The sequence below is a fragment of the Thiothrix unzii genome, assembly GCF_017901175.1.
GTDB lineage: Bacteria > Pseudomonadota > Gammaproteobacteria > Thiotrichales > Thiotrichaceae > Thiothrix > Thiothrix unzii.
The window spans coordinates 2,204,700-2,222,948 of the sequence record NZ_CP072793.1 but is presented as its reverse complement, the minus strand read 5'-3'; the positions used below and the strand labels follow the sequence as shown (position 1 = coordinate 2,222,948).

The window sequence follows — 18,249 nt, the reverse complement described above, 5'->3', positions numbered from 1 at the left end:
CGGTGGTTCGGTGACATAAAAGCAGGCTTCGGCCTGCTTTTGTCGTTGTGCTTTATCAAGCGGTTTTTTAGATTGATATAATAATATTCAAATTTTAAGTTTGATTGAATAGGTCTATAGTGTACTCATCAACAGTTAGACAACACCGGAGACAGGCACATGGACATTCAAATCGGCATTCAAACAGAACAACGTCAAGCCATTGCAGACGGTCTTTCACGTTTATTAGCAGACACTTACACCCTTTACCTCAAAACGCATAATTACCACTGGAATGTGACCGGGCCGATGTTCAACACCTTGCACCTCATGTTCGAGACGCAATACAACGAGTTGGCATTAGCGGTGGATTTAATTGCGGAACGTATTCGTGCGTTGGGTCATATTGCACCGGGGACTTACGCTGCTTACAGCCGTCTTTCGTCGATCAAGGAAGAAGAGAGCATTCCGAAAGCGCAGGACATGATCCGTCAGTTGATGGAAGGTCAGGAAGCTGTGGTGCGTACCGCACGCAGTATTTTCCCCGTAGTGAATGAGGCAAGTGATGAGCCTACGGCGGATTTATTGACGCAGCGGATGCAGATTCATGAGAAAAATGCATGGATGTTACGCAGCATGTTGGAGTGAACCAACCACACCTCGCCCTCGGTTTACGTTCTCGCAATGCAAACCGAGGGTAGGGTGAACTACCTGCTCTTCGGCTTTAAATTGCCGAGGATGCTTTCCTGCATTTTTTGCCAAGTCTGGATATTTTGCTCGCCTACTTTCAGCCAAGAATCCAAGGGCGTACCAGCCAACACCTTATGCATTTGTTCGCGCATGGCTTCTTGCTGATTCGTAAATAAATTAACGCTTTGCGCCATGTATTCAGTGAAGCCTTTACGGGTGGTGTCGCTGTAGTTGCGGATAAATTGTTCCAAAATATTGGCACTGAACAGCGGTTGCCCACCAGATTCCTGTTCCATAATGATCTGCAACAAAATGCTGCGGGTAATGTCATCCCCGGATTGCCGGTCAATGACTTTGAAAGGAACGGAAGCCAGCACTAAATCACGCACATCATTCAAAGTGATATAACAACTTTGATTGGTGTCGTACAAGCGTCGGTTGGGGTATTTCTTAATAATGCGTTCGTCGGTCATGGTATTTTTTTGAGCTACTGTGTGGTGAAACAAACAAAAATCAACGGCTGCCTAGCATGAAAGCAGCTTCTAAGTTTGATTTTATAGGTTAACGTTTTGTTATGCACACAAAAACAGTATGGCGATGCACAAAAGCAGTGAATAGCGGGTGAGAACCCCTCACCCCAACCCCTCTCCCTCAAGGGGAGAGGGGCTAAGAACGAGAGGTACAGATTTTACATCACTCTTATTCCCCCTCGCCCCTTGAGGGAGAGGGGGCTAGGGGGTGAGGGGTAAATCTCTTAGTGAATGAACTGACCGCCGTTAGCGGAGATGTTCGCACCAGTGATGAAGCCCGCTTTGTCGGATGCCAAGAAAGAAACGATTGCAGCCATTTCTTCTGGAGTACCCAAACGACCTACTGGGATTTGCGCAATGATTTTGTTACGCACGTCTTCAGCGATAGCCATAACCATTTCAGTCGCGATGTAGCCCGGTGACAAGGTGTTGATAGTTACGCCTTTACGAGCCACTTCTTGTGCCAGAGCCATGCTGAAACCGTGTACGCCCGCTTTTGCCGCGCTGTAGTTGGTTTGACCAAACTGACCTTTCTGACCATTGATGGAAGAAATGTTGATGACGCGACCAAAGCCACGCTCTGCCATTTCGTTCACGAACTGGTGAGTCACGTTGAAAACGCTGTCCAAGTTGGTTTTCATGACCGCAGCCCAATGTGCTGGGGTGATTTTCTTGAAGGTTGCGTCACGAGTAATACCCGCGCAGTTAACGATAATGTCAACTTGACCGAAATCCGCAATCACGGATTCTTTCAGTTTCGCGCAATCGTCATAGTTGCTTACGTCGCAAGGGTAGATTGCAACTTCATAATCTTGCTTGGCTTGCCATGCTTTGGCTTGCTCTTCCGGCTCGAAATAAGTGGTAACAACTTTGTAACCGTCAGCAGCGAACTGCTTGCAAATCGCGTTACCAATACCGCCAGTACCACCAGTTACCAGTGCAACTTTACTCATAATCAATGCTCCTACTATTTGTTTACCCCTCACCCCAACCCCTCTCCCTCAAGGGGAGAGGGGCTAAGAAAAGGGAAGGTATAATTTCTTGTTCCCCTCGCCCGTTGAGGGAGAGGGGGCTAGGGGGTGAGGGGTCTTAAACCGCTTCAACCGCCAACGCAACGCCTTGACCACCACCGATACACAGTGTTGCCAGACCTTTTTTCGCGCCAGTGCGCTTCATGCCGTGCAACAGTGTTACCAGCACACGTGCGCCGGAAGCACCAATCGGGTGACCCAATGCAATTGCGCCGCCGCTGACGTTAACCTTGCTCAGGTCAAAGCCGAGGCTTTCGTTAACCGACATTGCTTGTGCTGCGAAGGCTTCGTTGGCTTCGATCATGTCGAGGTCAGCAACGCTCCAGCCTGCTTTTTCCAAGCACTTGGTCGTAGCAGGGATAGGGCCAGTGCCCATGATTGCCGGATCAACGCCCGCGCTAGAGAACGCTACGATGCGAGCCATTGGGGTTAAACCCAGTTCAGCCGCTTTAGCAGCGGTCATCACGATGACTGCCGCAGCACCGTCGTTAATGCCGGAAGCGTTGCCCGCTGTTACTGAACCATCTTTCTTGAACGCAGGGCGCAGTTTGCCCAAAGAAGCAGCGGTTGTGCCAGCGCGTGGGAATTCGTCAGTGTTGAATACCAGTGGATCGCCTTTACGCTGTGGGATCACGACAGGAATGATTTCGTCGTTGAACGCGCCCGATTTTTGCGCAGCTTCAGTTTTTTGTTGTGAAGCAGCAGCGAATTCGTCTTGCGCTTCACGGGTGAAACCGTATTGGGCAGCGATGTTTTCAGCAGTCATACCCATGTGGTAATCGTTAGTAGCGCACCACAGGCCGTCTTTAATCATGGTGTCGACCAGTTTCCAGTCGCCCATTTTCTGACCGTTGCGTGAACCTGGCAGGACGTGTGCGGAAGCACTCATGGTTTCCTGACCACCTGCGATTACGATGTCAGCATCGCCACAAGCAACCGCTTGATACGCCAAATGGACTGCTTTCAAGCCGCTGCCGCAAACTTTGTTGATGGTCATTGCTGGTACTTCAACCGGCAAGCCAGCAGATAACACCGCTTGACGTGCAGGATTTTGGCCTACGCCAGCGGTCAAAACTTGACCTAAAATGACTTCGTTGATTTGCTCAGGTTTCAGGCCAGAGCGTTCCAGCAAACCTTTAATGACGGTTGCACCGAGTTCTGATGCGGGGAGTGATGAGAGTGAACCACCGAATGTGCCGAGAGCAGTACGGCCAGCAGCCACAATCACGATATTATCTTGCATTAAAAACCTCCTAAACGTGCGGATTATCAACTTTGTTGCAGCGCACAAAGTAACATGCTACGCTAGAGTAATGCAATCTTTTTTACGTGGAGGATGGGTACTCTAATGGCAGCTTGGTCTGAAGATATGATGAAAAACTGGTCTGACGCGCAGCAGCGTTATTGGAATGCTTGGTCTGACCTCTCCACAATGGGAAAAGTAGGCGCACAACCCAGCTTCGGCACACCAGCTTGGACACAAGGTTTAGAGCAATGGTGGAAAGCCGTTAGCCCACATACAACCCCCGGTGCTTCAACAGATGCGTTCCAGCGTATGGTTGAGATGGGTAAAGTCTACATGAATCTGGCAGAAAATGCCTACACTGTTCAGCAATCCGGTAAATCTGGCGCAGAAAGCATGAATGCGTGGATGGATGCGATGGAAAACGGTTTCCGTCAGTGCTGCACGCAACTTGACATGAGCAAGTTCGGTGCGCACGGTTTTGGCGTAGGCCAAGCAGCAATGGATAGCTGGCAGCGCGTGTTGAACAGCATGGGAATGCAAGCGTTTCAGTCGATGGGCGCGGGTGGTTTCCAGATGCCGACTTCCGAAAACTGGAGCGAGCAACTCAGCAAATTATTAGCAACGCCAGCAGTCGGTTATAACCGCGAATCGCAAGAGCGTTTGCAAGTCCTAGCGCAAAAAGGCACGAATTACCAAGAAGCAATGGATGATTACCTGAAAGCGTTCGCGAAACAGGGTATTGAATCTGTGCAAGCGTTGCGTGAGCGTGTTGCGACGCTGCGTGAAGAAGGCAAGAACATTAGCTCATTGCGTGAGTTGTATGATCTGTGGGTAGAAGTTAACGAAGAAGTTTACGCCAAATTCGCCATGACTGATGAATATCAGGTGGTTTACGGTGATTTGGTCAATGCGTTGATGGTACTCAAAAAAGGTATCAATACTGAGTTGGACAGCGTGTACGCCTCCGCCAACCTGCCGACCCGCACCGAACTGAATGCTGCTTTTGAAAAGCAGCAGGAAACGCGCCGCGAAAACCGCGCATTACGCAAGCAATTACAAGAATTGTCACGCAAGGTTGATGCTCTGGTTGCTGCACAAGCGTCTGAACCTGCGCCTGCTCCGGTTGCTGCACCCGTACCTGTCGTTGCTGAACCTGTGGTTGAGCCGGTCGTTGTTGCTGCTGAACCTGAACCGGCTGTTGCACCTGCGCCTGTCGCCAAACCGAAGAAAACACCTCGCGCTAATACCAAAAAAGCGTAATCAGTACTGGATATTCAAGGAGAACGAACATGCCGTTTCAAATGCGTCCAGATCAAATTCTGAACGAAGTGAAAACCTTCAACGAAAAACTCGCGCAAGGTATGACCAACTTAATGGAAGTCGGTGAGATTTCCACTGGCGTTACCCCGTTTGAGGTGATTTACACCGAAGACAAGCTCAAATTGCTGCATTACACCGGTAATGCCGAGCCAAGCAATAAAGTGCCAATGCTGATTGTGTACGCGCTGGTTAACCGCCCTTACATGACCGACATCCAAGAAAACCGCTCAACCATCAAAGGGTTGCTGGATGCGGGTCAAGATGTATATCTGATCGACTGGGGCTACCCGGACGCATCCGACCGTTACCTGACAATGGACGACTATCTCAACGGTTATCTCGACAACTGCGTGGATGAAATTCGTGCGCGTCACAATGTCGATGCAATTAACCTGTTAGGGATTTGCCAAGGTGGTGCTTTCAGCTTGTGCTATAGCTCCATGCATCCTGAAAAAGTTAAAAATCTCATCACTATGGTCACGCCAGTGGATTACCACACGCCAGACAATATGTTGAGCCACTGGGTACAAAACGTCGACATTGACCAACTGGTCGACACCATCGGCAACGTTCCCGGCGAAATGCTTAACTGGACGTTCCTCAACCTGAAACCGTACCAATTAATGGGGCAAAAGTACCTCGGTATGGTTGACGTGATGGGCGACAGCCAAAACCTCAAAAACTTCATGCGCATGGAAAAGTGGATTTTCGACAGCCCGGATCAGGCTGGTGAAACGTTCCGCCAATTCATCAAAGACTTCTTCCAGCAAAATAAACTGCTGAAAGGCGAAGTACAGATTGGTGATTACACCATTGACCTGAAAAACGTCACCATGCCAGTGCTGAATGTATTCGCGGAACAAGACCATTTGGTTCCGCCGGACGCTTCACGCGCATTAAAAGGTGCGCTGGGCGGCTCAGATTACACCGAACTGTCTTTCAAAGGCGGTCACATTGGTATTTACGTGAGCGGTAAAGCGCAAAAAACCATTCCACCAGCGATTGGTGAATGGCTGACTGCACGCAGCTAAACAGCTTTTCCCGGCCTCCCCGTATTGGGGAGGTGTGGGATGCTATTTGCGCTTACGGAGATCTGTTTTTTATAATTCAGAAAATAGATAGACTTAACTTTAAGCCTTCATCAAGTGCCGATATTTTTTTGTCTGGCAATCTGCCGATTTTCTCTATTAAGAACGATTTATCAATAGTTAGAATCTGTGAAACATTGATGACAGATTCTTTTAATAATTCTGTGTCTCTTTTGGCCAGAGAAATATTACCCGGAGCAGTAGCCAAGCGTAAATTTGAAGTCACTATTGCGACAATGACAGTTTGTATTCGACTGTGGTTGAATGCATCGGATGAGATGATGACAACGGGTCTTTTATAACCCGGTTCTGAGCCTCTGGGTTCTTCAAGAGAAGCCCACCATATTTCCCCTCGCTTCATTACCATTCCTCGCGTGGAATGGACTTAATCTGCATTGAATATAATTCATCATCTAAGACAGAAGGTTCATCGCCATAGATTTTATTCAATGCTGCGGTGACATTCATAAATCGCCTTGATGCTATGTATTCTTCAATAGCTTTGGCGTAAAGCTCACTTCTGGATATACCAAAATGATTAGCAAACAGTTCTGCTGCTTGAAATATTGGATCAGGTATTGATATGGCTGTCTTCATGTGAATTAGAGTATGACAATGGTTATACCGATGTCAAGAGGGGGGTAACATTTGCGCTTTAAGATAAGGCGGGATAGACTGGTCATCTAACTAGTCATTTACGAGGTATGCTTATGCAAACTTGGGCTGTCCAAGATGCTAAAGCGCGGTTTAGCGAGTTTTTGGATGCGTGTCTTGCGCAAGGGCCGCAAGTAGTCACCCGGCGTGGTGCTGAAACGGCGGTTCTCGTTCCTGTTGAAGTCTGGCGTAGACTCCAAGCCGTCGCAAAACCATCACTGAAAGATTTATTGCTGTCTGACGCGGGGCGTGGTGAGCTTGTGTTGCCAGAGCGCGGGCAAGCTCGCAGAAGACGGGTACAAGAGGTTCTATAAATCATGTACTTGTTGGATACGAATGTTGTCTCTGAACTCAGGAGACAAAAACCGCATGGGGCAGTTGTCGCGTGGATTCAGTCCGTCGACGATAAGGATTTATACCTCTCGGCGGTAACATTAGCTGAAATTCAGGCGGGTATAGAATTAACGCGGGATCAGGATAGCCAACGTGCAGCCGAATTGGAAATATGGCTGGATAACGTAGCTGCCGAGTCTGTCAAATAAACTGTGTAACACGTTTTTCATAGGGCGGAGAGCGGAACCCGCTCTTCACCGAACATAAGTAAAAAAGTCTGCAAAGCGGGTTTCCAGTGGTGAATGACCGACCACTTTTGCGAGGCTTCGCGTACCGCCAAATACAGGCTTTTGAGGGCTGAACTGTCATTGGGAAAGATGCGCCGGTTGCGGGTAAACTTGCGCAAACTCATGTTCAGGGATTCAATCGCATTGGTGGTGTAAATCACTTTGCGGATCTCCGGCTGGAACTGGAAAAACGGGATGACATTCGCCCAGTTACCGCGCCATAGACGCACGACTGCTTTGTATTTGTTACCCCATTCGGTGTCGAGGGCTTCCAGTTCGTGTTCGGCTTCTTCAGCAGTGCTGGACTGGTAAATGCGCTTGAGGGCAGCGACCACACCTTTGGTATCCTTGGCGGTGACGTAGCGCAAGCTGGCGCGAACCATGTGTACCATGCACAACTGGGTCAGCGTTTTGGGGAAGACCGCGTTGACGGCTTCAGGCAAGCCGTTTAAGCCATCCATGCACGCCACGTAGATGTCTTGTACGCCCCGGTGGCGTAGTTCCGTCAAGACCGATAACCAGAACTTGGCACCTTCATTTTCTGCCAACCAGATGCCCAACACGTCCTTTTCACCGCGTAAGTTGACCGCCAATACCACATGGGCTGATTTATTGATGACCTGCTTATCTTGTTGAACTTTAACGACAATCCCATCGAGCCAGACAATCGGGTAGATATTATCCAGTGCTCGCGTCTGCCACGCTTTAGCTTCGCCCTGAACGGCTTCGGTTACTTCCGCGATCAGCGTATGCGAGATGTCCACCCCGTACAGGCGTTTGATCGTGTCTTCGATGTCGCGGGTGGTCATGCCTTTGGCGTACAGCGTCAGGATGTGTTCTTCCATCCCTGCTAACCGTATTTGGCGTTTTTGTATCAACTTCGGCTCAAAGCTGCCATCACGGTCACGCGGTGTCTCTACCTGCAACTCACCAAATTCGCCTTTGATGGTCTTGTTGCCTTTGCCGTTACGGGTATTGCTGCGCCGTTGCCCGGCTTCGCTACGCTCACCCTTGTCGTAGTTTAGGTGCACATCCAATTCGGCTTCCAAGCTGCGGTTGATCATCCGCTGCAAGAGCTGGCTGTAAAGGTTTTTGACATCAGCAGGCGTTTTGCAATCGCTGAGTAAGTCATCCATGAGTTTCGGGTCGAGGCGTTCCATGTTACTGCTCCTTCTTGGGATTCACGTTATATAGCAGTTACACAGTTCAGTTTACAGTCTCTTTATTGAGCCATACATATGAGTTGTATTAATAAGAACTTTCTCTATTTGCTTTTCTCGTTTTTTCCATATATTAGTCATGGCTCTCTTCTCAGAATCCAAATCATTTTTCATCTGCGTAAAACCTTCTACAATCGCTTCAACTTGCAATCTAAATTCATTGCTGGTTAAAAAGTCGTATAACATAATCATTTTATCACCTTTATTTTCTTGTGTAATAATGGCGTTACTGATTTGAATAAGTGTTTCACGAAGAACAGGACAAAGAGATTTGAATTCATCAAAAGAACAAATCCAGATGCCTTCTTTTAATCCCATTCTTTTCATGTCTTGAGGCATGGTATCTGTTACTAGAACACCAATATTGGCATTTTTGTCTCGAATGTCAGATTTGAATTTTTCTATCCAGCTTACTTGAAAGTGTTTTGTGCGTTTGCTCTCGTAATAAATTGAACCACAATTCTGCCTGTTATATGTATTTACTATTTGAATACAATCTGCACCTTTTTCTCCTTTCTTTATTTCTTGAATAGAATCTAATGGAAAATTATTTATCAGCCAATCCTCAATGGCTAGCTCATGAACCTCTCCCTGTAGTTGAGTGGAACCTTGCGCAGCTTTTCTTTGAGCTTCTCGTAATTGTTCCTGCAATTGATTTATAATATTTTCTTTCTCTGATACTTTTAATTTTGATTTATCTTCTTCTATTCTTTTTATTTTTTCTCTCTCTTCGTTTATCATTTTATTTAATTGTTGCTGGGATTCAAATTCTATTTTATCTCTCAACTCTTCTTTTTCTCTTTTTAGACGCTCAATTTCTGCTTTTGATTTATTTAGGTCTTTAACTTGATTGGATTTTTCTTCTATTTCTTCCTTTAATGCTTTAATTTGTTCGGCTTGCTCTTCTTCTATTTTTCTTTTTATATCTTTTTCAATTTTAATTTTTTCATTTTTGACTCGATGTGTGATTTCATCCTCAATGGATTTTTTTTCTTCTTGTATTTTAAATTCCAATTCTTTGATTTTTTTTCGATCTTCAATAAGTTGTTCATTATATTTTTTCTTGAGTTCGTTATCTAATTGGTGATAAGTAATTATCCAAAAGTTATCGTGTATTTTTCGCCAAAGCCAGCCAGTATAGCTAACACCAGTTCCTTCATGTCCTTGTAGCTTTTATAGGCATCCAGCGGCAACCATTCATATTTGATTTTTCGCCAGAGTATTTCGATAGGATTGAGTTCAGGGCTGTAGGTTGGCAAAAAATGTAAGCAAATTCCCGCCAACATCCAATCTTCACGTTTACCAAGAAAGGCTTTGCTGGTTTGTATCGGGGCGTTATCCAGAATAACCAAGCAAGGTATTTTTGTTTGTGCAAATTCTTCGGCATAACGGTCAGCAAAGGCATTAAAGGCGGCGATGGCAGCTTGTGAGTCAACGCGCCCTTCCACCGTGTGGAAAAAACTATCGTTGTCTAGGCTCATAAAACCCAAGACATTCAAGCGTTTGCTCTGAGCTGTGAGTAGCCTGCGTGTTTCCCCCGTTTCTGCCACCCGTAAGGGACGCAAGGAGTTGTGGTAAAACCTGAACCATCGAAGTAGTAAATAAGCAACTTGCCAGCCGCCGCTTGCTGGTGGAGTAATGCTTGAATTTCCTGCTCACGCTTGAAAGCCACGGGGTCACGTTTATCTTTCAATGAGTTACGCATCCGCTTCCAGAGGTAGTGGAACTTTTTTTTAACAGGCGTTTCAAGGTGCTGGTACTGGCTACTTTCTGGGTTAGATCAGCCAGTTTGGTTTGAGCCGTCTTGATTTGGCGTGGCTCTTCGTCCACTAGGGTTTTCAACAACGCTACTTCAGCTTCTGTGTATATCCGGGGGCAACCAGAGCGGGGACGGTCGTAAAGTCCCAGCAGCCCTTCATGTTCCCAGCGGTCGAGCCACTCACTGATGGCATCGCGCCGTACATCCAAGATTGACCACAGTTCCGCAAGGGTAAAGCCGCGTGTACTCAACAAAATTGCTTGCGCACGTTGACGACAGCGGAATGTAGGGTGGTTCATATACATTTCCTGCAAGGTCAGAGACTGTAAACTGAACTGTGTAACTGCTATATAACGTGAATCCCAAGAAGGAGCAGTAACATGGAACGCCTCGACCCGAAACTCATGGATGACTTACTCAGCGATTGCAAAACGCCTGCTGATGTCAAAAACCTTTACAGCCAGCTCTTGCAGCGGATGATCAACCGCAGCTTGGAAGCCGAATTGGATGTGCACCTAAACTACGACAAGGGTGAGCGTAGCGAAGCCGGGCAACGGCGCAGCAATACCCGTAACGGCAAAGGCAACAAGACCATCAAAGGCGAATTTGGTGAGTTGCAGGTAGAGACACCGCGTGACCGTGATGGCAGCTTTGAGCCGAAGTTGATACAAAAACGCCAAATACGGTTAGCAGGGATGGAAGAACACATCCTGACGCTGTACGCCAAAGGCATGACCACCCGCGACATCGAAGACACGATCAAACGCCTGTACGGGGTGGACATCTCGCATACGCTGATCGCGGAAGTAACCGAAGCCGTTCAGGGCGAAGCTAAAGCGTGGCAGACGCGAGCACTGGATAATATCTACCCGATTGTCTGGCTCGATGGGATTGTCGTTAAAGTTCAACAAGATAAGCAGGTCATCAATAAATCAGCCCATGTGGTATTGGCGGTCAACTTACGCGGTGAAAAGGACGTGTTGGGCATCTGGTTGGCAGAAAATGAAGGTGCCAAGTTCTGGTTATCGGTCTTGACGGAACTACGCCACCGGGGCGTACAAGACATCTACGTGGCGTGCATGGATGGCTTAAACGGCTTGCCTGAAGCCGTCAACGCGGTCTTCCCCAAAACGCTGACCCAGTTGTGCATGGTACACATGGTTCGCGCCAGCTTGCGCTACGTCACCGCCAAGGATACCAAAGGTGTGGTCGCTGCCCTCAAGCGCATTTACCAGTCCAGCACTGCTGAAGAAGCCGAACACGAACTGGAAGCCCTCGACACCGAATGGGGTAACAAATACAAAGCAGTCGTGCGTCTATGGCGCGGTAACTGGGCGAATGTCATCCCGTTTTTCCAGTTCCAGCCGGAGATCCGCAAAGTGATTTACACCACCAATGCGATTGAATCCCTGAACATGAGTTTGCGCAAGTTTACCCGCAACCGGCGCATCTTTCCCAATGACAGTTCAGCCCTCAAAAGCCTGTATTTGGCGGTACGCGAAGCCTCGCAAAAGTGGTCGGTCATTCACCACTGGAAACCCGCTTTGCAGACTTTTTTACTTATGTTCGGTGAAGAGCGGGTTCCGCTCTCCGCCCTATGAAAAACGTGTTACACAGTTTATTTGACAGACTCCAAGGTCACGCGGATTTCTTCAGGGATCGGCTGGGCAAATTTCATCGGTGCGGACATTCTTAAGTGACAAACTACCAGTTTACACCAGCAGGATCTTATACGTGGAAACTTCTAGCTAGTTACTTAACTGTTAATGCCCTCTGTAATCCGTGGCCTTTTCGTTTTATATCAGTCCTCACCCCATCATCAATCCACACCTGTGTGTTGGCTTTAAATACGCTTTCAATATCAGGGGAACTTACCTCTATATCAACTCTCGCCCCCCACGTGACTAGCTCTGATGCTAGTTCTTCTTCAAAGTCAGAAAGCTGTTGAGGTCGTGCTTTGTTGATCTTGCCATCTTTATCTTTCTTGTTTAGTGTTGCGAATAGCTTTCCGAGACTTTCTTTTGTTGTCTTCCAGTCTTCGTTGCTTTCTGACATTAATGCCACAACGTCTGCATACATTTTTCCGAAGACGCTTGAATCCTTTGATGTAAAATCCTCGGATGCTTCCTTGATCGCCGGAATGAAGTATACCTCTCCAAATATCCCACTGGCGACCGATTTAAGACCTAAAAAATTTGTAGTCTCCAACTCAAAGCTGAAACTTATTGAGTCTCTATTTTGTTCTATGTATGCAATTTGAGCATCAATAATATCTTGCTTTGAAATTCTACCTGTATCGGGAATATGCGGATGAAACGGAAGGCTGCTGACCAGCTCTCTTTTTGTGTATGCATTGGCATTTGCTTCTTGAAGCCACTCTTCTGTTGGATTTTCAATATAACCTCGATACTCAAAGCTACCACCTGAGTACGCAGTTTTTCTCACGACAATTTTTTCTTCAGAGGTAAGATATTTTTTGAAGGTTGTTTTGTCAGAATCATCTAGATTTCCAAATTGCAATTCAACAAACAGTTCTGTGGATCCACGATGGAAGTCAAGATCATGATGCTTAATCTCACCAAAGAAAAATAATATTGATGATAGTAAGTTGGACTTCCCGTGATTGTTTTGACCAATTATCACCATCAAGTCTTGAGCATGGATGACTTGATTCTTTATTGATCTCCAATTTTTAATGCTAATTTTCTCTATTTTCACGGTTTGTCCTTAAAAGGCATAACGAGGGTGTAGAAAAACCTAAGTCTCTCTAGAAAAATCTCAAAAGTGGCATGATGTACATAAATTTTTTGACATGTTTCACTGAAAACTCCTCAAAGATTTACGTAGAATTTCACGTTTGTTTTTTATTCAAATTTCAAAAGTCGAAAAAGTGGTTTTGAGGTTCTTCTACAGCCTCAACGTCCGAATTGATGAGCGCGGCGGGGAGTAGGGTGGTTGGAGTTGTGGGCTGTCACCGCGTCCGTCGTTGAATAACTCGCTATGCATTTGATTAATAATGTTTATTTTAAGACCTTGAATGCTGGTGTAATGCCTGCCCTGCTGGCTGCTTTGCAAAACTCCGCGTCAAAAGTGTGCATCAAGCTATCCCCACAAATGCACAAGTGCATAGCATCAGCAAAATCAGCACCCAACTTATACCACCCAAGGGCTTGTCCAACCTCTGTTGGGTTCTCTATGACGATATTTTCGGTTATCAGGACATTCTCAAAAAATGATGCTATGTCGCTACGGGATATTTTATAGACTGAACGGAGTACCCACTCAGTCTCCAGTAATACCGTCCTGGAAATGAAAACATCATTATTATTAATCAGTTGTTCGGCAATGTCGGCTTGGGTTTGGTCATCGTTGACTGCGATGCGCACCAATAAATTAGTATCAAAAGCGATCATTGGTGTACTCAACAGGTCGGCAAAGTGTCTCAGTTGAAACAGGCGCACCCGTATGCTGTAAAAATCCCCGTAAGGAGTTTGCAGGAAGCCTACGCTGTTGTTTTGGCTTGGTTTGTAGCATGACCCCATGTTCTGTTGTCACCAATATCAGCTCAACACCAACACCCCAATGTAAAGAGTCCCTTACATCTTTGGGTATGACGATCTGTCCTTTGCTGGACAGTCTGACAGTAGCCGCCATCATAAGCATGAACCTCGGTAAGATGATAAGTAAGATGTTTAATTATGGAACGGATGATGTCAAATAGCAAGCACAGCAAAATTGAGGAGATTAGGGTTCATATAGTCGATTTTAGTAATTTTTTGTGCAGGGCTTCACTGACCATTAGCAATAGCACGTTTTATTATAGGTGCAACTGATTCGACGGTGATGCCATGCTCTTTACAATATTTGGATTGAAGCCAAATAGAAAGTTGCTTTTGTCCTTTGCTTGAGTTGCAACCACGGCAACATAACGCAATATTTTCTCTTGTAATAATCTTTTCATCGTTAATAATGTGTTCCCAACTTGTAGCCGTTCTTGTTGAAACTTTTGCTGGTGTGAATGCTTTTCCGCAATAGACGCAGACTGTATCTCTTTCTCGAACTTCGATTTCTAGCCAGTTTGGAATATTCCAATTATTTGCCACGGTATTTCTCCTTTTTTGTGCATAACAGTTGCATATCTAGCGTCCTGAAATATTAGTATACTGAGCCTGTGAGAATTTATTGACACAGACTTCATCTCCCCATTCGCCAGCGTTCCGTCCAATCTGGGATTTGCACGGCGTATATTCTTATCAACGTACAAACAGTTTCCCAACACCACTTCACAAACCACAAACACGCTACCGCCCTACCGTGTCATAACAGACCAGCATAGGGTCGGGTACGTGTTGTTATGATTGGTGTGCTGTTGTTGGGGTATTACCAGATTGCTGGAAACTGTAGCATAAGTTGATTAAAAATACCCACACCAAATACACCCTAGCGCACCGCTTGCACATCCCCCCGCATCGGGCTACGCTTCCGCGCTGTCACGACTTTGTAACGGAAATCCCTATGGGGTGAGCGGTGAATTTGGAACTGATTTTGCAAGCAATTTTGCTCACGGCGGATAAGCCGTTGTCGCTTGAGCAGTTGGAAAGCTATTTTCTGCCCGAAGAGCGTGTGTCGCGCTCGGCGATACGTGTGGCGTTGCACACTTTGCAGGCGGCGTGCGCGACGCAAAGTTTTGAATTGCAAGAAACGGCGAGTGGTTTCCGCTTGCAAACTCGTGCGGCGTTTCAGACGTGGGTGCAGCGTCATTCTGAGGAAAAACCGGCGAAATATTCGCGTGCTTTCCTTGAAACCTTGGCGTTGATTGCATGGCGACAGCCGATTACCCGTGCGGAAATCGAGGCGGTGCGCGGTGTCGCGGTGAATGCGAATGTGATTAAAACCTTGCTGGAGCGCGAGTGGGTCAAGGTGCTAGGGCATAAGGATGTACCGGGCAGACCAGAAATGCTGGGGACAACCCGCCAATTCCTTGATTATTTTAACTTGAAGTCATTGGATGAATTGCCTAGCCTGTTAGCGATGAAAGGTTTGGATATTGATCAATTGCCCTTGGCATTAGACAGTAAATAAAACCAATGTGTTATACTGCGCTGCAACATTTTGCCGATTCTCGGAGCTAAATCCCATGAGTAATACCCAAGCCCCCGCCCGTGTCACTGTGACTACCTTGCATAAGATGAAGCGTGAAGGGAAAAAAATCGCCATGCTGACGGCTTACGATGCCAGTTTTTCGCGGGTGCTGGATGCACAAGGCGTTGATATTTTGTTGGTGGGTGATTCATTAGGGATGGTCATTCAGGGTCATGAAACCACAGTCCCGGTGACGATGGATGAAATGGTTTACCACACCCGTGCGGTGGCGCGTGCGTGCCAGCGGGCTTTGGTGATTGGTGATTTGCCGTTTATGAGTTATACCTCGCCCGAATTAGCCTTGCGCAACAGTGCGCGGTTAATGCAAGAGGGTGGGGCGCAGATGGTGAAACTCGAAGGCGGTGCGCCGCAAGTCGCAACAGTGGCGCAATTGGCGCATCACGGGGTTCCGGTGTGTGCGCACTTGGGGTTGCAACCGCAATCGGTACACAAACTCGGCGGTTATCGGGTGCAAGGTCGTGATGAAGCGGTAGCGCAGCAAATGTTAGCGGATGCACACGCGCTGCAAGAAGCTGGTGCGGATTTGTTGGTGCTGGAGTGCGTCCCGGTCAGTTTGGCGCAACACATCAGTCATGCGTTAAGTATTCCGGTGATTGGCATCGGGGCAGGGCGCGAATGCGACGGTCAGGTGTTGGTGCTCTATGATATGTTAGGCATTTCACCACGCGCCCCGAAGTTTTCCCAAGACTTTATCGGTGCGGGTGCAACCATTCCACAGGCGGTTGCGTCTTATGTGCAAGCGGTCAAGGCGGGCACATTCCCGCAAGATCAACATTGTTTCTTTTGAGCGATTAGTATGATTATTGTGCAAGCGATTGACGCACTCCGTGAGGAGCTAAGCGCGTGGCGTAAAGCCGCTGAAACGGTAGCTTTTGTGCCGACAATGGGGAATTTACACGCCGGACACATGGCTTTGGTGGAGCGGGCGCGGCAGTTGGGCAGTAAAGTGGTGGTATCCATTTTTGTAAACCCCACCCAATTTGATCGTAAGGAAGACCTCGCCGCTTATCCGCGTACACTGGCAGAAGACTGCGCCCAACTGCAAACTGCGGGCGCGGCAATGGTATTTACGCCCACGCCTGCGATGATGTACCCCGCTGGCGGGTTAGCAACGCGGGTGGAAGTCCCCGGTATCAGTGAATTATTGGAAGGCGCGGCGCGTCCCGGACATTTCACCGGGGTTGCTACGGTCGTGTGTAAATTGTTTAACCTAGTGCAGCCCGATGTGGCGGTGTTTGGGGAAAAAGATTTTCAGCAATTGATGCTGATTCGGCAGATGGTGCGCGATCTGGATATGAATATTCGCATCGAAGGTTTGCCGACAGTGCGGGAAGCGGATGGCTTGGCGATGAGTTCGCGGAACGGTTATTTGACCGCTGCGGAACGTCAGCTTGCACCGGGATTTAACCGGGTATTACGTGAAGTGGTTGACGCGCTGCACAAAGGTAGGCACGATTACGCCTCCCTACAGGCAGATGCAGCGAAGTCACTGGAATCTCGCGGTTTTCGGCCTGATTATGTGGAAATCCGGCGGGCTTTTGACCTGTTGCCACCGGAGCAGGGAGATACCGATTTGGTAGTGTTAGGCTCGGCATGGCTGGGCAAGGCACGCCTCATTGATAATCTGCCATTAACATTGAAAAATTTAACAGAAACATCATAATAGTATTGCCTAGCAAAATGCTGGGCATGGAATTTAGTTACGGAGACCTCGCTATGGAGCTGACGCTTCTCAAATCCAAACTGCACCGTGTTACTGTCACTCATGCTGAGTTGGACTATGAAGGTTCTTGTGCGATTGATGATGATCTGTTGCTGGCGGGCAATATTCGTGAGTACGAACAATTGCACATTTATAACATCACCAACGGCGAACGTTTTTCGACGTATGCGATTCGTGCGGAAGCTGGTAGTGGTGTTATTTCTATCAATGGCGCGGCAGCACACAAGGCGAGTGCGGGTGACTTATTGATTATTTGTACGTATGCAACGTTTAGTGAAGCTGAAGTCGACGCACATCAACCGCAGTTGGTGTACTTTGATGGTAAGAACCGGATTACGCATACCTCTAAGCAGATTGCTGTACAGGCCGCTTGATTAATATTTGATACACTTCGTCGGGAAGGGGTGTAAATCCGGGTGTTTCTTGTTAGTATTATTACCCGGTTGATACACAATATATCCACTTATTTTTAGTATTATCATCGACTTCAGGTCTGCTCACCTGCTGAAACGTGTCAACCCCTTAACCCGTTTCAGGTGCGATGGATATTTAGTTAAAGCGACTTGCCGTGAATTTCGCGGCAGGTCGACTTGCTTTCCCTTGTTAGTTCCTTCTAAGCTCACGACTTGTTGTTATTAGTATTTGTCGTGCTTCCTTGCTGCGTATCTTACGGGTTTGGGCTGAATCAACACTTAATTAAAATCTTTTATTACGACTTGTAATTAACTGATTTTTAAGGTCTATTTGGTTCATGCCTAGTTCAGTTTGAGGGCTGGTCATTAACCCACATCATCGAAACCTGCTTGTTTATAAAGACGTTTTGCCTCTTCTGCATCTTGCGGCACACCGTTACCTTGCTGGTACATGAGGGCTAACGTGGTCAAAGACCCCTGTAAACCTTGCGCTCCGGCTAACCGAAACCACTTGGCGGCTTCTTCACCATTTTTGTTGGCGCATTCGCCTTCAAGGTACATAAAGCCCATACCGTGCTGTGCCAAGCCGTAGCCTTGTTCGGCGGATGCTTTCATCAGTTTGTAAGCCATTAACTCGTTACGCACCACGCCAAGGCCGTTTTGATGCATGATGGCGCATAAATGTTGTGCTACCGGATCGCCCTGATCAGCGAAGGGCGATAGCATTCTGATAGCGCGTGAGAAATGTTTCGCTTCAAAGGCGGCCATGCCGCTGGCAAAATCCATAGTTTCTGCATCAATTTGTGACATGAT

General features: G+C 47.3%; 24 protein-coding genes. 10 read left to right on the top strand and 14 right to left on the bottom strand.

Translation table 11 applies throughout. The annotated features are described in order from the left end of the window. Nucleotides 1–159 precede the first annotated feature (159 nt). Nucleotides 160–627, top strand: a complete 468-nt coding sequence (locus tag J9260_RS11030; protein ID WP_210217822.1) for a Dps family protein — start codon at nucleotides 160–162, stop codon at nucleotides 625–627. Nucleotides 628–686: 59 nt separating this feature from the next. Here the strand turns inward: J9260_RS11030 and phaR are convergent, their stop codons facing one another. From phaR to J9260_RS11015, 3 genes are all read right to left on the bottom strand, one after another. Beyond that, nucleotides 687–1,142, bottom strand: a complete 456-nt coding sequence (gene phaR, locus J9260_RS11025) for a polyhydroxyalkanoate synthesis repressor PhaR (protein WP_210217821.1) — start codon at nucleotides 1,140–1,142, stop codon at nucleotides 687–689. 281 nt (nucleotides 1,143–1,423) lie between these two features. Continuing rightward, nucleotides 1,424–2,152 (bottom strand): acetoacetyl-CoA reductase, encoded by a 729-nt coding sequence (gene phbB / locus J9260_RS11020; protein ID WP_210217820.1) that lies wholly within the window; start codon nucleotides 2,150–2,152, stop codon nucleotides 1,424–1,426. Between the two features lie 136 nt (nucleotides 2,153–2,288). Then, on the bottom strand, nucleotides 2,289–3,473 hold the full coding sequence (locus J9260_RS11015; RefSeq protein WP_210217819.1) for an acetyl-CoA C-acetyltransferase: 1,185 nt from the start codon (nucleotides 3,471–3,473) through the stop codon (nucleotides 2,289–2,291). A gap of 105 nt (nucleotides 3,474–3,578) precedes the next feature. Between J9260_RS11015 and phaE the strand changes: the two genes are divergently transcribed. After that, a complete protein-coding gene (gene phaE / locus J9260_RS11010; protein ID WP_210217818.1) occupies nucleotides 3,579–4,736 on the top strand; it encodes a class III poly(R)-hydroxyalkanoic acid synthase subunit PhaE in 1,158 nt (385 codons plus the stop codon). A 29-nt stretch (nucleotides 4,737–4,765) separates the two neighbouring features. Beyond that, a complete protein-coding gene (locus J9260_RS11005) occupies nucleotides 4,766–5,827 on the top strand; it encodes a class III poly(R)-hydroxyalkanoic acid synthase subunit PhaC (protein WP_210217817.1) in 1,062 nt (353 codons plus the stop codon). Nucleotides 5,828–5,903: 76 nt separating this feature from the next. On the opposite strand, the gene J9260_RS11000 is transcribed toward J9260_RS11005, so the two are convergent. Further along, nucleotides 5,904–6,245, bottom strand: coding sequence for a type II toxin-antitoxin system PemK/MazF family toxin (locus J9260_RS11000; protein WP_210217816.1), 342 nt, complete (start codon nucleotides 6,243–6,245; stop codon nucleotides 5,904–5,906). Beyond that, nucleotides 6,245–6,481, bottom strand: a complete 237-nt coding sequence (locus tag J9260_RS10995; RefSeq protein WP_210217815.1) for a hypothetical protein — start codon at nucleotides 6,479–6,481, stop codon at nucleotides 6,245–6,247. Before J9260_RS10995 ends, J9260_RS11000 begins: the two co-directional genes overlap by 1 nt. A 113-nt stretch (nucleotides 6,482–6,594) precedes the next feature. Here J9260_RS10995 and J9260_RS10990 point away from each other — a divergent pair, with 113 nt between their 5' ends. Both J9260_RS10990 and J9260_RS10985 read left to right on the top strand, forming a co-directional pair. Then, on the top strand, nucleotides 6,595–6,852 hold the full coding sequence (locus tag J9260_RS10990) for a type II toxin-antitoxin system Phd/YefM family antitoxin (protein ID WP_210217814.1): 258 nt from the start codon (nucleotides 6,595–6,597) through the stop codon (nucleotides 6,850–6,852). Nucleotides 6,853–6,855: 3 nt separating this feature from the next. Then, a complete protein-coding gene (locus J9260_RS10985) occupies nucleotides 6,856–7,080 on the top strand; it encodes a PIN domain-containing protein (RefSeq protein ID WP_246499399.1) in 225 nt (74 codons plus the stop codon). 17 nt (nucleotides 7,081–7,097) lie between these two features. Here the strand turns inward: J9260_RS10985 and J9260_RS10980 are convergent, their stop codons facing one another. The 4 genes from J9260_RS10980 to J9260_RS10965 form a co-directional block, all read right to left on the bottom strand. Next, entirely contained in the window at nucleotides 7,098–8,318 is a 1,221-nt protein-coding gene (locus J9260_RS10980; RefSeq protein ID WP_210217517.1) for an IS256 family transposase, read from the bottom strand. Nucleotides 8,319–8,369: 51 nt separating this feature from the next. After that, nucleotides 8,370–9,392, bottom strand: a complete 1,023-nt coding sequence (locus J9260_RS10975) for a DUF2130 domain-containing protein (RefSeq protein ID WP_210217813.1) — start codon at nucleotides 9,390–9,392, stop codon at nucleotides 8,370–8,372. 80 nt (nucleotides 9,393–9,472) lie between these two features. Continuing rightward, nucleotides 9,473–9,928, bottom strand: a complete 456-nt coding sequence (locus J9260_RS10970; protein WP_210217479.1) for a transposase — start codon at nucleotides 9,926–9,928, stop codon at nucleotides 9,473–9,475. Nucleotides 9,929–10,067: 139 nt separating this feature from the next. Beyond that, on the bottom strand, nucleotides 10,068–10,436 hold the full coding sequence (locus J9260_RS10965; protein WP_210217812.1) for a helix-turn-helix domain-containing protein: 369 nt from the start codon (nucleotides 10,434–10,436) through the stop codon (nucleotides 10,068–10,070). Nucleotides 10,437–10,517: 81 nt separating this feature from the next. Between J9260_RS10965 and J9260_RS10960 the strand changes: the two genes are divergently transcribed. Beyond that, nucleotides 10,518–11,738, top strand: coding sequence for an IS256 family transposase (locus tag J9260_RS10960; RefSeq protein WP_210217517.1), 1,221 nt, complete (start codon nucleotides 10,518–10,520; stop codon nucleotides 11,736–11,738). A gap of 151 nt (nucleotides 11,739–11,889) precedes the next feature. Here the strand turns inward: J9260_RS10960 and J9260_RS10955 are convergent, their stop codons facing one another. The 4 genes from J9260_RS10955 to J9260_RS10940 all read right to left on the bottom strand — a co-directional run bounded on the left by J9260_RS10955 (nucleotide 11,890) and on the right by J9260_RS10940 (nucleotide 14,240). Further along, nucleotides 11,890–12,855 carry an AAA family ATPase gene (locus J9260_RS10955; protein WP_210217811.1) on the bottom strand — a complete coding sequence of 322 codons (966 nt, stop codon included), beginning with the start codon at nucleotides 12,853–12,855 and terminating at the stop codon, nucleotides 11,890–11,892. A 302-nt stretch (nucleotides 12,856–13,157) separates the two neighbouring features. After that, nucleotides 13,158–13,550: a type II toxin-antitoxin system VapC family toxin gene (locus J9260_RS10950; protein WP_210217810.1), complete on the bottom strand. Its 393-nt coding sequence runs from the start codon at nucleotides 13,548–13,550 to the stop codon at nucleotides 13,158–13,160. Beyond that, complete coding sequence (locus J9260_RS10945) at nucleotides 13,537–13,791, bottom strand: AbrB/MazE/SpoVT family DNA-binding domain-containing protein (RefSeq protein WP_246499769.1); 255 nt, start codon at nucleotides 13,789–13,791, stop codon at nucleotides 13,537–13,539. Before J9260_RS10945 ends, J9260_RS10950 begins: the two co-directional genes overlap by 14 nt. 134 nt (nucleotides 13,792–13,925) lie before the next feature. Then, on the bottom strand, nucleotides 13,926–14,240 hold the full coding sequence (locus tag J9260_RS10940; RefSeq protein ID WP_210217808.1) for an HNH endonuclease: 315 nt from the start codon (nucleotides 14,238–14,240) through the stop codon (nucleotides 13,926–13,928). 424 nt (nucleotides 14,241–14,664) lie between these two features. On the opposite strand from J9260_RS10940, the gene scpB reads away from it, so the two are divergent. From scpB to panD, 4 genes are read left to right on the top strand one after another with little or no spacing between them, the layout of a single operon-like run. Continuing rightward, nucleotides 14,665–15,219, top strand: coding sequence for an SMC-Scp complex subunit ScpB (gene scpB, locus J9260_RS10935; RefSeq protein WP_210217807.1), 555 nt, complete (start codon nucleotides 14,665–14,667; stop codon nucleotides 15,217–15,219). Between the two features lie 55 nt (nucleotides 15,220–15,274). Then, entirely contained in the window at nucleotides 15,275–16,087 is an 813-nt protein-coding gene (panB, locus tag J9260_RS10930; protein ID WP_210217806.1) for a 3-methyl-2-oxobutanoate hydroxymethyltransferase, read from the top strand. Between the two features lie 9 nt (nucleotides 16,088–16,096). After that, nucleotides 16,097–16,963: a pantoate--beta-alanine ligase gene (gene panC / locus J9260_RS10925; RefSeq protein WP_210217805.1), complete on the top strand. Its 867-nt coding sequence runs from the start codon at nucleotides 16,097–16,099 to the stop codon at nucleotides 16,961–16,963. A gap of 53 nt (nucleotides 16,964–17,016) precedes the next feature. Next, on the top strand, nucleotides 17,017–17,397 hold the full coding sequence (gene panD / locus J9260_RS10920) for an aspartate 1-decarboxylase (RefSeq protein ID WP_210217804.1): 381 nt from the start codon (nucleotides 17,017–17,019) through the stop codon (nucleotides 17,395–17,397). A 405-nt stretch (nucleotides 17,398–17,802) separates the two neighbouring features. On the opposite strand, the gene J9260_RS10915 is transcribed toward panD, so the two are convergent. Further along, on the bottom strand, nucleotides 17,803–18,246 hold the full coding sequence (locus J9260_RS10915; RefSeq protein WP_210217803.1) for a tetratricopeptide repeat protein: 444 nt from the start codon (nucleotides 18,244–18,246) through the stop codon (nucleotides 17,803–17,805). Nucleotides 18,247–18,249 lie beyond the last annotated feature (3 nt).

What these genes read in the sequence shown, in the direction of transcription:
- J9260_RS10990 (WP_210217814.1), top strand. Translation starts at nt 6,595, where the DNA reads ATGCAAACTTGGGCTGTCCAAGATGCTAAAGCGCGGTTTAGCGAGTTT.
- J9260_RS10995 (WP_210217815.1), bottom strand. Translation starts at nt 6,481, where the DNA reads ATGAAGACAGCCATATCAATACCTGATCCAATATTTCAAGCAGCAGAA.
- phaE (WP_210217818.1), top strand. Translation starts at nt 3,579, where the DNA reads ATGGCAGCTTGGTCTGAAGATATGATGAAAAACTGGTCTGACGCGCAG.
- phbB (WP_210217820.1), bottom strand. Translation starts at nt 2,152, where the DNA reads ATGAGTAAAGTTGCACTGGTAACTGGTGGTACTGGCGGTATTGGTAAC.
- J9260_RS10960 (WP_210217517.1), top strand. Translation starts at nt 10,518, where the DNA reads ATGGAACGCCTCGACCCGAAACTCATGGATGACTTACTCAGCGATTGC.
- J9260_RS11030 (WP_210217822.1), top strand. Translation starts at nt 160, where the DNA reads ATGGACATTCAAATCGGCATTCAAACAGAACAACGTCAAGCCATTGCA.
- J9260_RS11005 (WP_210217817.1), top strand. Translation starts at nt 4,766, where the DNA reads ATGCCGTTTCAAATGCGTCCAGATCAAATTCTGAACGAAGTGAAAACC.
- J9260_RS10945 (WP_246499769.1), bottom strand. Translation starts at nt 13,791, where the DNA reads ATGGCGGCTACTGTCAGACTGTCCAGCAAAGGACAGATCGTCATACCC.
- J9260_RS11000 (WP_210217816.1), bottom strand. Translation starts at nt 6,245, where the DNA reads ATGAAGCGAGGGGAAATATGGTGGGCTTCTCTTGAAGAACCCAGAGGC.
- J9260_RS10985 (WP_246499399.1), top strand. Translation starts at nt 6,856, where the DNA reads ATGTACTTGTTGGATACGAATGTTGTCTCTGAACTCAGGAGACAAAAA.
- panC (WP_210217805.1), top strand. Translation starts at nt 16,097, where the DNA reads ATGATTATTGTGCAAGCGATTGACGCACTCCGTGAGGAGCTAAGCGCG.
- panD (WP_210217804.1), top strand. Translation starts at nt 17,017, where the DNA reads ATGGAGCTGACGCTTCTCAAATCCAAACTGCACCGTGTTACTGTCACT.
- J9260_RS10980 (WP_210217517.1), bottom strand. Translation starts at nt 8,318, where the DNA reads ATGGAACGCCTCGACCCGAAACTCATGGATGACTTACTCAGCGATTGC.
- J9260_RS10915 (WP_210217803.1), bottom strand. Translation starts at nt 18,246, where the DNA reads ATGTCACAAATTGATGCAGAAACTATGGATTTTGCCAGCGGCATGGCC.
- J9260_RS10965 (WP_210217812.1), bottom strand. Translation starts at nt 10,436, where the DNA reads ATGAACCACCCTACATTCCGCTGTCGTCAACGTGCGCAAGCAATTTTG.
- panB (WP_210217806.1), top strand. Translation starts at nt 15,275, where the DNA reads ATGAGTAATACCCAAGCCCCCGCCCGTGTCACTGTGACTACCTTGCAT.
- J9260_RS11015 (WP_210217819.1), bottom strand. Translation starts at nt 3,473, where the DNA reads ATGCAAGATAATATCGTGATTGTGGCTGCTGGCCGTACTGCTCTCGGC.
- phaR (WP_210217821.1), bottom strand. Translation starts at nt 1,142, where the DNA reads ATGACCGACGAACGCATTATTAAGAAATACCCCAACCGACGCTTGTAC.
- J9260_RS10950 (WP_210217810.1), bottom strand. Translation starts at nt 13,550, where the DNA reads ATGATCGCTTTTGATACTAATTTATTGGTGCGCATCGCAGTCAACGAT.